General features: G+C 48.6%; 8 protein-coding genes and 2 pseudogenes. 8 read left to right on the top strand and 2 right to left on the bottom strand.

From position 1 onward, the window contains the following. Both JGK20_RS11885 and JGK20_RS11880 read right to left on the bottom strand, forming a co-directional pair. Positions 1–197 (bottom strand): annotated as a pseudogene (locus tag JGK20_RS11885) (RNA-guided endonuclease TnpB family protein); the annotation flags it as partial. A gap of 94 nt (positions 198–291) precedes the next feature. Then, positions 292–477 carry a hypothetical protein gene (locus JGK20_RS11880; protein ID WP_293184273.1) on the bottom strand — a complete coding sequence of 62 codons (186 nt, stop codon included), beginning with the start codon at positions 475–477 and terminating at the stop codon, positions 292–294. A 533-nt stretch (positions 478–1010) separates the two neighbouring features. Between JGK20_RS11880 and JGK20_RS11875 the strand changes: the two are divergent. The 8 genes and pseudogenes from JGK20_RS11875 to JGK20_RS11845 all read left to right on the top strand — a co-directional run. Further along, positions 1011–2537 (top strand): annotated as a pseudogene (locus tag JGK20_RS11875) (ferredoxin--nitrite reductase); the annotation flags it as partial. 75 nt (positions 2538–2612) lie between these two features. Beyond that, positions 2613–2885 (top strand): 2Fe-2S iron-sulfur cluster binding domain-containing protein, encoded by a 273-nt coding sequence (locus tag JGK20_RS34505; RefSeq protein WP_293271524.1) that lies wholly within the window; start codon positions 2613–2615, stop codon positions 2883–2885. A gap of 180 nt (positions 2886–3065) precedes the next feature. Then, positions 3066–4412, top strand: a complete 1347-nt coding sequence (locus JGK20_RS11870; protein WP_293230541.1) for a CmpA/NrtA family ABC transporter substrate-binding protein — start codon at positions 3066–3068, stop codon at positions 4410–4412. 162 nt (positions 4413–4574) lie between these two features. Next, positions 4575–5444, top strand: coding sequence for a nitrate ABC transporter permease (ntrB, locus tag JGK20_RS11865; RefSeq protein ID WP_293184225.1), 870 nt, complete (start codon positions 4575–4577; stop codon positions 5442–5444). A gap of 239 nt (positions 5445–5683) precedes the next feature. After that, positions 5684–7714: a nitrate ABC transporter ATP-binding protein gene (locus tag JGK20_RS11860; protein WP_293184227.1), complete on the top strand. Its 2031-nt coding sequence runs from the start codon at positions 5684–5686 to the stop codon at positions 7712–7714. A gap of 105 nt (positions 7715–7819) precedes the next feature. Then, positions 7820–9499 carry a nitrate ABC transporter ATP-binding protein gene (locus JGK20_RS11855; RefSeq protein ID WP_293192547.1) on the top strand — a complete coding sequence of 560 codons (1680 nt, stop codon included), beginning with the start codon at positions 7820–7822 and terminating at the stop codon, positions 9497–9499. Positions 9500–9838: 339 nt separating this feature from the next. Further along, a complete protein-coding gene (locus JGK20_RS11850; protein ID WP_293213893.1) occupies positions 9839–12010 on the top strand; it encodes a nitrate reductase in 2172 nt (723 codons plus the stop codon). Between the two features lie 749 nt (positions 12011–12759). After that, complete coding sequence (locus tag JGK20_RS11845; protein ID WP_293148182.1) at positions 12760–13065, top strand: RNA-binding protein; 306 nt, start codon at positions 12760–12762, stop codon at positions 13063–13065. The last annotated feature ends 353 nt before the right edge of the window (positions 13066–13418 follow it).

The raw sequence follows: 13418 nt of genomic DNA, 5'->3' as shown, positions 1-13418 counted from the left end.
GACAACTGATTCATCCAAGCACATTCAGGTTGTTTCTTGACGTAGTTAGTGAGAACTTTCTTGATTTCGTTGATGACCTTTGAGTCGGAAAACTCACCTCCACCGTACATTTGAACTCTCAGGCTCAAACCCATGTTAAATACCACGCGCCGAAAGCCTGCGTGTTTTGCCATCAAGGTCGCTTCAGTATTATTCAATTTGAGCGCTCGCTTGACGGCAAACATGGAACTGACTCTCAGCAATCAACTGTAGATAAGTTTAGCTTTCCTATTTGCCACTTAAGTCTTGCTCTTAACCTATCGCCGAGAGCTCGTTGACAATTTTGACTTTTCCCTTGAGCACCGAGCGCAGCAGGCGGTTGATCGAATGTCTGTCTTGCTCGTCGAGAGAGTCATCCAATACAGCGGCCATCAAACCGTAGCGATCGGCTACAGTCAAACTGCCCGTATCGGTAACAGAGTGACGCTGGCATGGCAGAGAGCGTGATGTTTTGAGCCTAACTGTGTGATAACCACGGAGCTTATTTTGTGACGAGCGACGTTTGAAGTCTGCGATCGCCGTCACAATATTATGTCAGAGCTACCCATTGCCTCCACTCCCCTCCAAAATCTAAAGATTTATAAAGCTTTTTGGGATCTGTGGGTGTCTTTACCCATTTCCAATGTATAAAACGCATTGCGGTGATGCAAAAAGCTCATAAAACTCAACATTTTGTAAAAATAGCTACGAATATTTACTGTTGCGCGCTTTACATTAGTTCATAACAAAGGTGCATCGGAATACAGCGATCGAGCCATCGGTAACAACTATAACCATATATAGTTTGGCTGAATTCGAGACAGCGCCTGGCAAAGCTCAAGTATACAAAAGACCAACCATGCTTAAACGAAATTAGATCCAGTAACTAAATATACAGTTTTAAATCCACAGGCTCATTAAGGTTAGCAGGAAACACATTTTATGCTCCAAGTCAATATCTCAGGGAATAAACCAGCAGCGAGGGTAAATCGATGACCCAAACAGTAGAACCCCAAGCGAGCCTAAACAAATTTGAAAAACTCAAAGCCGAAAAAGATGGCTTAGCGGTCAAAGCCGAACTAGACCACTTTGCCCAAATCGGCTGGGAAGCAATGGATGCAACAGACCGCGAGCACCGCCTCAAATGGCTCGGCATCTTCTTTCGGCCAGTAACTCCGGGCAAATTTATGATGCGCCTGCGTTTGCCCAACGGCGTCATTACCAGCAATCAAACTAGAACGTTAGGAGACATATTGCAACGCTACGGCTCCGACGGCAGCGCTGACATTACCACCAGACAAAACCTGCAACTGCGCGGAATTCGGATCGAAGATGTGCCCGATATCTTCCGCCGCCTCAAGGAAGCGGGGATGACCAGCGTTCAGTCTGGCATGGACAATGTACGTAACATCACGGGTTCCCCAGTCGCGGGTTTGGATGCCGACGAACTGATAGATACGTGGGAATTGGCGAACCAAGTCCAAGACATGATTACCAACAGCGGCGAAGGCAACCCAGAGTTTTCCAATCTGCCGAGAAAGTTTAATATTGCGATCGCAGGTTGCCGCGATAACTCAGTCCACGCCGAAATCAACGACATCGCCTTCGTACCCGCTTACTCTGACGGCAACATCGGCTTTAACGTTTTAGTCGGCGGCTTCTTCTCCGCCAAACGCTGCGAAGCTGCAATTCCTCTCAACGTCTGGGCAAGTCCCAGCGACGTTGTAGATTTGTGCAGAGCGATATTAACGGTATATCGCGATCGAGGCCCGAGAGCAAACCGCCAAAAATCTCGCTTGATGTGGCTGATTGACGAACTCGGCATCGAACAATTCCGCGCAGCCGTCGAAAAAGAAGTAGGCCGCACTTTGTCCCCCGCCTCCCCCAAAGATGAAATCATCTGGGACAAACGCGACCACATCGGCATCTACGCGCAAAAACAATCAGGGCTCAACTATGTAGGGTTGCACGTTCCCGTCGGACGGCTGCAAGCAGCGGATTTGTACGATTTGGCCAGAATCGCTGAGGTTTACGGCAGCGGCGAACTCAGGCTCACCGTCGAAGAAAACGTAATTGTTCCCAACGTTCCCGACTCGCGGCTCGAATCCCTAGTCAAAGAACCGTTGTTACAGCGTTTCTCGATCGACCCCGCACCCCTGATGCGAGCCTTAGTTTCCTGCACCGGGTCGAAGTTTTGCAACTTCGCCCTCATCGAAACCAAAGCCCGATCCGTGGCAATGATTCGGGAACTGGAAGCCGAACTCTCTGTTCCCAAACCGGTCAGAATTCACTGGACTGGTTGCCCCAATTCCTGCGCTCAACCCCAGGTAGCCGACATCGGCTTGATGGGTACAAAAGTTCGGAAGAACGGCAAAACCCTCGAAGGTGTAGACATCTACATGGGAGGAACAGTTGGCAAAGATGCTCATTTGGGTACTTGCGTCCAAAAAAGCATTCCTTGCGAAGACCTGAAACCGGTGCTGCATCAACTGTTAATTGATAAGTTTGGGGCCGTGCCCAATCCAGCTTTCGGGGATGTCGCTTCCCTGAACCGGCAACTGCAACTGACGGTTGAGAGAGACGAAACAGTTCTGATGGCGAAACCTCAGACATCTACTGTCATTTTCGCTCGATCGGGCAAAACAGTTGCTTGCAGCGAAGATGAGTTCATTCTCGACGTTGCCGAAAGGGCTGGGCTTGAACTGGACAGCAGTTGTCGATCGGGAACCTGCGGCACTTGCAAGCAGCAACTCCTAGAAGGTAAAACAGTCTACGACAGCCAGCCTGACGCAGCCTCCGACTTAGAACCAGGGTTCATCTTAGCTTGCAGCGCGCGGGCGATCGGCAAAGTGTCGATCGACGCCTAATATCATAATGTGAGATTCGAGAGACCCAAAGAATTATGTCATTGCGAACAGAATTATGTCATTGCGAATGATATTGTCTCAGTGCGATCGAAATTATGTCATTGCGAAGGTCGTAAACCAATCTCACATCAGGCATCTCACATTTCGAGTATCTCAAAGTACACCAACAATTCAAGACAAATGAGCAACCTTTCTAGAAGAAAATTCATCATCACCGCCGGAGCAACAGCAGCAGGCACCCTCCTCGCCCACGGTTGCAGTTCCGGTTCCAGCACTACCAGCGCCTCACCGGGCGCTGCCTCACCGGGCGCTGCCTCACCGGGCGCTGCCTCACCCAGTGCAGCCCCAGCAGTCAACATCAACCCCGCCGACGCCCCCGAAGTTACCACTGCCAAACTCGGATTCATCGCCCTCACCGACTCAGCGCCCTTAATCATCGCCCAAGAAAAAGGGTTATTTGCCAAGTACGGCATGAAAGACGTACAAATCCTCAAACAAGCATCTTGGCCAGTTACTCGCGACAACCTAGAACTCGGTTCTGAAAAAGGCGGCATTGACGGAGCCCACATCCTCTCCCCCATGCCTTACCAGATGACCTTAGGCACAATTACCAAAGGCAATCAACCAGTGCCGATGAACATTGTTGCCCGGTTAAATACCAACGGTCAAGCCATCTCCGTAAGCAAAAAATACCTAGATTTAAAAGTAGGTACAGACAGCAAACCACTCAAAGCAGCCCTCGCCAATCAAAAAATTGCTGTTACCTTTCCCGGCGGCACCCACGATTTGTGGATGCGCTATTGGTTAGCAGCCGGTGGCATCGATCCGAATACAGAAGTTTCTGTTATTCCCGTACCGCCACCTCAAATGGTAGCTAACATGAAATCCGGCAGCATGGAAGCATTTTGCGTCGGCGAACCTTGGAATGCCCAGCTAGTTACTCAAAAAGTTGGATACACCGCCTTAGTAACGGGAGAACTCTGGAAAGATCACCCAGAAAAAGCCTTAACTTTAAGAGCAGATTGGGTTGAGAAAAACCCTAAAGCTACTAAAGCAATTACAATGGCCGTACTGGAAGCTCAGCAGTGGTGCGATAAGCCAGAAAATAAAGATGAGATGTGCCAAATCATCTCTCAAGATAAGTGGTTGAAAGTACCACTTGCAGATATTGCAGGTCGCATGAAAGGACAAATTGACTATGGTACTGGCCGCGTTGAAGCAGCTAGTTTAGTAGCAATGAAATTCTGGGCTGACAATGCTTCCTATCCCTACAAGAGTCACGATGCTTGGTTCATCGCAGAAAATATTCGCTGGGGTTATATGCCGGCAACTACCGACATCAAAGCCACGGTTGATAAAGTTAACCGCGAGGATATTTGGAAAGCAGCAGCGACAGCACTTGGCGTTCCCGCTGCCCAAATTCCGGCTACCACTTCTCGCGGTGTCGAAACATTTTTTGACGGCGTGAAGTTTGATCCGGAAAAACCAGAAGAATATCTGAAGAGTCTGGCTATCAAGAAAGCCTAATTAGTGAACAGTTGACAGTTGACAGTTGACAGTTGACAGTTGACAAATCATAAAATTTAGTGGCGTTGAGTTTCGCAACTCAACCCACCACAGCCGATAGGGTTCTCAATTCAAAGTATCTACAAATAATCGATTATTCACTACTGTACTGCAAACAGACAAATGGCAACCAATCTCTCTGTTTCTAAGAGCAAAAATCCAGCAAATTTCGTGCTGGATATGGTTCAAAAAAACCGCAAAAAAATCATCCGCCCGCTAGTTGCGATTACAGTTCTGCTGGTAGTTTGGCAAATCCTCTGCCACGACCCCACATCCACCTTGCCCGGCCCGATTAAAGCCGTCCAAGAAAGCTGGAATTTGATTATCAATCCGTTCTTCGATAACGGTGGTACTGACAAAGGTTTATTCTGGCAACTGGCTGCTAGCTTGCAGCGGGTGGCGATCGGCTTTACTCTAGCAGCAATTCTAGGCATTGGTTTAGGAATATTAATCGGTACAAACTCTTTAATGTTCGATGCTTTAGACCCGCTATTTCAAGTATTTAGAACAATCCCGCCCCTGGCTTGGCTACCGATCGCCCTGGCAGTATTTCAACAGTTCAATCCCTTTGAAGGCTTGGGGATGAAAGCTAACGAAGTTTCTGCACTTTTCGTAATCTTGATTACAGCAATCTGGCCGATTCTGATTAATACCACAGTAGGCGTTCAACAAATACCTCAAGATTACAGAAACGTCGCCCGAGTCTTGCGCCTCCCCAACCAAAAATACTTCTGGAAAATCTTGCTACCGTCTTCGGTTCCTTACATCTTCACAGGGTTGAGAATTGGTATCGGTTTGTCTTGGCTGGCGATCGTAGCTGCGGAAATGTTAGTCGGCGGTGTCGGCATCGGCTTCTTCATCTGGGACGCTTATAACAGTTCTCGACTCAGCGCCGTGATTCTGGCAGTGCTTTATGTAGGAATCGTCGGTTTGATTTTAGACAGACTCGTTGGTTTCGTCGCTTCCAAAGTTGTTCCTGAAGACAATAAATAAGATTGGGGAATGGGGAATGGGGAATGGGGAATGGGGAATGGGGAATGGGGAATGGGGAATGGGGAATGGGTGATTAGTAGTTGGTGATTAGTTATTAGGAAGCGGGAATAATTATATATGCCCAATGCCCAATGACCTGTTTGGCCAATGACCTGTTTGGCCTTCTTCCCAATTCCCAATTCCCCATTGCCAAATTAATAATTAGCATCTACTAAAGTACAAACTAACAGAAAATAATCATGTCAATCCTTATTGAAGTAGACCACGTAGACCGCGTATTTAACTTGCCAAATGGCGAGCAATACATCGCTCTCAAAAATATCGAACTTAAAATTAAAAAGGGAGAATTTATCACCTTAATCGGACACTCCGGTTGTGGCAAATCTACACTGTTAAATATCATCGCCGGACTGGACACAGCAAGTCAGGGCGGGATTACTTTAGAAGGGCGCGAAGTCCGCGAACCAGGCCCGGATAGAATGGTGGTATTTCAAAATTACTCGCTACTACCTTGGCTGACGGTGCGCGAAAATATTGCTCTAGCAGTAGATGAAATTTACAGCGGTAACTCTAAAGAAGATCGCGAGTTGGTAATCGAATACCACATTAAATTGGTGGGACTCGGACAGGCCGCCAACAAGCGCCCCAGCGAAATTTCTGGGGGGATGAAACAAAGAGTTGCGATCGCCCGCGCCCTCGCTATCCGCCCAAAATTGCTCCTGCTAGACGAACCCTTCGGTGCTCTCGATGCTTTAACTCGCGGTGGTTTGCAAGACCAATTGATGAACATTTGCGAAGAAAGTAAAGTCACCAGCGTGATGGTAACTCACGACGTGGATGAAGCTTTGTTGCTGAGCGATCGCATTGTAATGCTCACCAACGGCCCGGAAGCGCAAATCGGACAAATTCTGGAAGTGGACATTCCTCGGCCCCGCAAGCGCATGGAAGTGGTCAACCATCCGAGTTACTACGCGCTGCGAAACGAAATGGTTTACTTCCTCAACCAGCAAAAGCGGGTGAAACAGCGCCGGGCCAAACAACAAGCCCCATCCGTGGCGATCGCCCGCAACGGCCTGGAAAAAGTCAACCTCGACATCGGCTTTATTCCCCTCACCGACTGCGCGCCCTTAGTCGTAGCCAAAGAGAAAGGATTCTTCAAAGCCCACGGCTTAGAAGAAGTCACTCTCGTGCGCGAACCTAGTTGGAAAGAAATTGCCAAAGGTATCGCGCAAGGACGGCTGGACGCGGCGCAAATGGTTGCAGGAATGCCGATCGCCATGCTGTTGGGATTGGACGGCGAAGCCCCGGTTCCCATCAACAGCGCCTTAACCCTGTCCCGCAACGGTAACTCGATTATTTTCGGGAAACACCTTTACGACCAAGGTATTCGGACATTAAAGGATTTCAAAGCTGCGATCGCCAAGACCCCCGACAAGGTACAAACCTTGGGCATGGTACACTCCGCTTCCATGCACAATCTGCTGTTCCGCTACTGGCTGGCTGCCGGTGGGATTGACCCCGATCGCGATGTAGCCTTGACCATGCTTCCTCCCCCGCAGATGGTATCGAATTTAAAAGCAGGCAACATCCAGGGCTACTGCGCCGGCGATCCCTGGAACTCCAAAGCAGTCAACGACGGTACCGGTTTTGCCATCGCCCGTTCCCTGGATATTCTGCCCGGACACATCGAAAAAGTTCTCGGCGTTAGCGAAGATTGGGCTCAGAAATATCCTAAAACCCACGTCGCCCTCGTCAAAGCGCTTTTGGAAGCCTGCGAATACTGCGACGACCGCCGCAACCGCGAAGAAATCCTAGAATTGATTTGCCAAGAACAATACATCGGTGCGGATCCAAAAGACATCCGTCCGGGGTTCATCGACCCGTACAACTCCGGTACGGAGGCACAACCCGAAATGCTCTACAATTTCAACCAGTTCTATGTTGACAAAACCAATTGTCCAGACCGCCTAGAAATGGTGTGGGTGATGTCGCAGATGGCCCGCTGGGGACTGATTCCGTTCCCGAAAAACTGGGTGGAAGTGGTCGATCGAGTTTTGCGGCCCGATGTGTTCGGTCAAGCAGTGCGCGAGTTGGGTTTGCCGGATATCGCTAGAGCTCGCCGGACGATCGAACTATTTGACGGCACTGTCTTTAATCTAGACGACCCGATCGACTACCTTGAAAACGTCAAAATCAAGCGCGACCTTCGCATTGAAGAAATCTTAATTGAACAAATAGGCAGTCAGTGTTCCATCAGACAGCCAGCATAATCACCAAATAGGAAGAGGGAGTGAAGAGTAAGGAATCAGGAAACAAGACTCCACATTTCCCGCTTCCTAATTACCTCTCTTACTAACCCTTAATCCTAAATTCTCATGTCTAATTCCGCAAACCCCCAACCAAATCCTGAAAATATGCAAACTATCAAAGCGCCCCCGGCAACGAAGATTCAGAGTAAGAAATCAGGCTTTTTGACTATTAAAGATGTATCAAAAGTCTACCCAAACCTGAAAGAACCAGAAAAACCTTTCGTGATTCTCGACGGTGTGAACCTGACGATTAATGAAGGCGAATTTATTTGTTTGATCGGTCACTCTGGCTGCGGCAAATCAACTTTGCTGAACATGATTGCGGGATTTAACGGGCCGACAAGCGGAGAAGTTGCTCTCGAAGGTGCGCGGATTACTGAACCGGGCCCCGATCGCATGGTGGTGTTTCAAAACTACTCGCTGCTACCGTGGCTGACTGCTACAGAAAACATCCACCTCGGTGTTGAAACTGTTTACGGGGATAAGTCCGCAGAGGAACACGACAAGATCGTCAAAGATAACCTGGAATTAGTGGGGCTGACAGAAGCTTGCAACAAAAGACCGGGCCAGTTGTCGGGCGGTATGAAACAGCGGGTGGCGATCGCCCGAGCCCTGGCAACTCGTCCCAAACTGCTGATTTTGGACGAACCCTTCGGAGCACTAGATCCGATTACTCGGGAAGAATTGCAGGAAGAATTGCTGAAAATCTGGCACGAGTACAAAATTACGATCGTCATGATTACTCACGATATTGATGAAGCTTTGTTTTTAGCCGATCGCATCGTGATGATGACCAACGGCCCTGCTGCATCAATCGGCGAAGATATGCACATTCCCTTCAGCCGTCCCCGCAACCGCACGCGGATGATGGAAGACCCGAAATACTACGAACTCCGCAACTTTGCTTTAGAATTCCTGTTCTCTCGCTACGCCCACCACGAAGAGGACACAACGGACTCAGAAATGGCACCCGTCGTCCTGCCATTACCCGCTAGCAAAAAGCCTGGGGCTACTGCTGACAAGCCCATGCCACCGGTATCCTTTGTGCCTCACGCTGCACAACCCCTAGAAGCCTCGCCAATTAAAGGTGCCGTCCTGGCAATCTCGTGGTTGGTAACAATGGCAACTTTAGCTGCTGTCAATACATCTGCTGTTTCCAGCCAACTCAAGCAAGCCAAGCTAGCAGAAACTGCACCAGCACCAACTGCGGCGGCGGTTGTCAGTTCTCCTCCCAGCCCTGCACCGATTGCTGCCAGTCCTGCACCAATTGCAGCCAGTCCTGCATCCATTGCCAGTCCTGCATCCATTGCCAGTCCTGCATCCATTGCCAGTCCTGCATCCATTGCCAGTCCTGCACCGAGTGCTGCTGCAAGTCCTGCATCCATTGCCAGTCCTGCAACCTCACCCACCAAGGCAGCAAGCAGTGCAGGTTCAGGAATTTCGGACAAAGCTGAACTTGATGCGATCGGAAATCAGTTGTATGCACGAATTGACGAAAATTGGAAAACAACTCCGACATTTACCCAAAGTTTGACCTATCGAGTCAAAGTGAAACAAAACGGAGATATCGTACAGTTCGAGCCCACAAATAAAGCAGCTAAAGATTTCCTCAAAGAAACTCCTCTGCCGACTTTGCAAACTCCTGCCGGTGCCGCAGCAGGCGCTCAAAAAACTGCTGATTTCCAAGTAACGTTTAGCCCCACCAGCGGTGGCGGCGGCTTATTAGAAGTTAAAACCGCGAAATAGGTGACTTATACCATTTTTGCATTGGATAGTTGAAGATTTTCGATTGAGAAGCCGATCGCCTCGGCTCGATCGACTACTATAAAATAGGTTTGTAGTGAGGACTTTAGTCCTTCTTTCGGCGGACTAAAGTCCTCACTACAAACCTATCCGAGTGCGATCGCGAGTTTAACTAAAGATAGCGGTTAATTTGAAATCAGGGTATTTTCCGCTTATGTAAAGCATTTCCGGGGTAATTTAGTAATTATTGATACATTATTTGTAGGAGTCCTCAGTTCCAACTATAATGACGAATTACGAATTATCCATGAGCTTTCAAAAATTAGCATCTAAAATCACCAGATGGAAACTATAAAAACTCTTTGTCCTTACTGCGGTGTAGGTTGCGGTCTAGAAGTTGTTCCCGACAAAAAACAAACTTGGAAAGTGCGGGGCGATCGCAATCACCCATCGACTCAGGGCATGGTTTGTATCAAGGGAGCAACGGTAACAGAGTCCATTCGCAGCGATCGGCTACTTTATCCGATGATGCGAGAGACTCTCGACCAGCCGTTCCGTCGCGCTAGCTGGGACGAAGCTCTCAATGCCATTGTTGACCGCATCCAGGCAATTCGCAGTACCAGTGGGCCAGATGCTTTGTGCGTTTACGGTTCAGGTCAATTCGCTACAGAAGATTATTATGTTGCCCAGAAACTCATGAAAGGTTGTCTGGGCACTAATAATTTTGATGCGAATTCTCGTTTGTGTATGTCTTCAGCGGTTTCGGGATACGTTCAAAGTTTTGGTTCGGACGGGCCGCCTTGCTGTTACGACGATTTAGAATTAACAGATTGCGCTTTTATTATCGGCAGCAATACAGCGGAATGCCATCCAATTGTATTCAATCGATTAGTAAAGTACCACAAAAAACATCCCGATGTCAAGATAGTTGTGGTAGATCCGAGGCGGACTCCGACTGCTGAAGTCGCAGATTTGCACTTGGCAATTAAACCAGGGACGGACATAGATTTACTCAATGGAATGGCATATTTGCTGTTGCGGAGGCAAGCAATAGATCCTGAGTTTATTCAAGAATGCACGGCAAATTTTTCAGCTTTTGCTGAAGTTGTCAGCAGCTATACGCCGGAGTTTGTAGCCTCGCGCTGCGGCATTACTGTCAGCGAGTTAGAAACTGCTGCCAACTATTGGGAACAGTCACAACGGGTTTTGTCTCTGTGGTCGATGGGAATTAACCAGTCCTCCGAAGGTACGGCAAAGGTGCGATCGCTAATTAATTTGCACTTGATGACTGGTCAAATCGGCAAACCGGGATCTGGCCCGTTTTCCCTCACAGGCCAGCCAAACGCGATGGGAGGCCGGGAAGCTGGAGGACTTTCTCACTTACTTCCAGGCTACCGCTTTGTCAAAAATGACGAACACAGAACCCAAGTCGAGGAGTTTTGGGGAATCGCACCGGGAAGCATTTCGCCGAATCCAGGCCGCAATGCTTGGGATATGATTACCGGTTTGGAAACTGGCGATGTTGAGTTGTTGTGGATTGCCGCCACCAATCCGGTGGTGAGTATGCCGGATTTGGAACGGACAAAAGCTGCTTTGTTGCGATCGCCCTTGACGATTTATCAAGAAGCATACTATCCCACCGAAACCTCAGCCTACGCTCACATCCTGCTGCCGGCAACCCAGTGGAGCGAAAAAACCGGAGTGATGACGAATTCCGAACGCCGCGTGACGCTTTGTCCCGGTTTCGATGAACCATCCGGCGAAGCGCGCGACGACTGGAAGATTTTTGCAGAAGTCGGCCGCCGGTTGGGTTTTGCCGAACACTTTGCTTTCGACAGCAGCGCCGATATATACAAAGAATACGTGCAGTTGACACGCGATCGTCCCTGCGACGTAACAGGCCTCAGCCATGAATATTTGCGCCTTCAAGGCCCCCAACAGTGGCCATGTCCCGAAAATCAGCCTGTGCATCCAGCGACTGAAGCTAAACGGCTGTATACTGACAGGCGTTTTCACACTCCTGACGGGCGGGCGAGATTTTCGGCCTATCACTCCCGGGGACTAGCAGAACCACCAGATCCCGACTATCCGTTTGTGTTAACCACAGGAAGAGTTTACGGACATTGGCACACGATGACTCGGACTGGGAGAACAGAGAAAATCAATAAATTGCACCCAGATCCGTTTTTGGAAATTCACCCGCGCGATGCTGCTAAATTGCAGATTAAGGAGGGTGATTTGCTAGAAGTTCGATCGCGCCGCGGTAAGGCTCAGTTTCCAGCAAAAGTCACCAAGGCGATCGCCCCTGGTACGCTATTTGTACCGATGCACTGGGGTTCTCTGTGGGCAGAAAGTGCTGAAGCCAATGCCATGACTCATGCTACAAGTTGTCCAGATTCCAAACAGCCCGAGTTAAAAGCTTGTGCGGTGCAGTTAGTGCTGATTGGGGCAGAAGTGGCCGCAGAAGTTGGGGAGTTTAATTGGGCAAAATCCACCGTCACGGTCAATTCTTGAGTTGCCGTCCAACTTTACCTTGGTTTCTTGCCACAGACTCAAATAAAATTCTAGTTTTTTTGTCAATAAACCCAGTTTCTTAGCTATGGCTGAGGCACAATAGCAGGGTACTCTACAGCAATCAAGACCTTTGTCAGTCGATTTTCTATTTTTCGATTTTCCATTTTTTGATTTACTCCACAGATGCAATCTGGGAGTTGGAACTTTGGCGTTGGCCGTTCGCTTGTCGAAGGGTCTCAAATTTTGGGATCTCCACGACTTAAGTCCGGGGCTTGTACCTGTTTTTGGGCAAGGTTATCGAGTAATTTTGAGTTATTACCAGAAAGAATTGGTTGAAAGCCCGCCCGTCTTTGAGGGAGAAATTAAAATCAGACTATTCATTACTCCAATCCTCGGACTTCCAGGTAGAGGTCGCTCTCAAACAGTCAACAGTCAACAGTCAACAGTCAACTGTTGAAGCACCCGACAAGCTGCGTTCTCCCGCAGAGTTCGCGAATCAAGAAAATTAAATTTATTTTTTCTAGTTTTTCCTGCTTTATTCGGGGTTTTTCCTGATTCCTTGTTCCTGATTCCTGATTCCTGATTCTTTATTCCTTATTTTTAGTCGATCGAGCGGATCGGAAAAATTGCAGTTTGCACCTATAGGTGCTATGCTATTTTTATAAGGCTTTATTTTCGGCAGTACAGTTCGTTCGATCGGCGTTCCTCCGGATTTAAATCTCTACAACCTCGATTCTGGAGAATGTTCAATGTCAATCTATGTCGGCAATTTATCCTACGAAGTAACGCAGGAGCACCTCAACCAAACTTTTGGAGAGTACGGCACAGTAAAGCGCGTTCAATTGCCTGCTGACCGCGAAACAGGTCGGATGCGGGGCTTCGCTTTCGTAGAAATGTCTACTGAAGCAGAAGAAGCCGCAGCCATTGAGGCTCTTGACGGTGCTGAGTGGATGGGTCGCGACCTCAAAGTCAACAAGGCAAAACCCCGCGAAGAGCGCGGTTCTTCCAACAGCGGCAACTGGGGCAACAACGACCGCTCTTCTCGCCGCTACTAAACCACCCAAGCTAAAAATTTAGCTTGGTCGTGTGTTCGACAGGGCGAAAATGCAGTCAACAATCCTTATCTGTTGAGAATAAGTAGTTGATTGTGCGATCGTACCGTGTCTGAAAGTCCTCAAACTCTTGATAAGCTAGAGTTTGAGGTTTTTTTATTTGCAAAATTTCTGAATCGGGAAATGGACTGTGTGCGATCGATTTCGGAGCTGACCCGAAAGCCTGTAAAATATAACGGGCAGAAAAAATAACCTTCCTCAGACTCCGGTTTTCCGAGGGAAACAAGCAATCACAGAGTTTCGGGATTGCCAAGTGTACCGAAGAATGACAGAATGATCGACGATCGCTAAATCAT

The organism is Microcoleus sp. PH2017_05_CCC_O_A, from assembly GCF_020738785.1.
Lineage (GTDB): Bacteria > Cyanobacteriota > Cyanobacteriia > Cyanobacteriales > Microcoleaceae > Microcoleus.
The sequence above is the reverse complement of the archived record's forward strand: the minus strand, read 5'-3'. Positions and strand labels throughout refer to the sequence as shown.

Excerpts from the sequence above, each read along its gene's own strand:
- JGK20_RS34505 (WP_293271524.1), top strand. The coding sequence starts at position 2,613 with ATGGCGAAACCTCAGACATCTACTGTCATTTTCGCTCGATCGGGCAAA.
- JGK20_RS11870 (WP_293230541.1), top strand. The coding sequence starts at position 3,066 with ATGAGCAACCTTTCTAGAAGAAAATTCATCATCACCGCCGGAGCAACA.
- ntrB (WP_293184225.1), top strand. The coding sequence starts at position 4,575 with ATGGCAACCAATCTCTCTGTTTCTAAGAGCAAAAATCCAGCAAATTTC.
- JGK20_RS11860 (WP_293184227.1), top strand. The coding sequence starts at position 5,684 with ATGTCAATCCTTATTGAAGTAGACCACGTAGACCGCGTATTTAACTTG.
- JGK20_RS11855 (WP_293192547.1), top strand. The coding sequence starts at position 7,820 with ATGTCTAATTCCGCAAACCCCCAACCAAATCCTGAAAATATGCAAACT.
- JGK20_RS11850 (WP_293213893.1), top strand. The coding sequence starts at position 9,839 with ATGGAAACTATAAAAACTCTTTGTCCTTACTGCGGTGTAGGTTGCGGT.
- JGK20_RS11845 (WP_293148182.1), top strand. The coding sequence starts at position 12,760 with ATGTCAATCTATGTCGGCAATTTATCCTACGAAGTAACGCAGGAGCAC.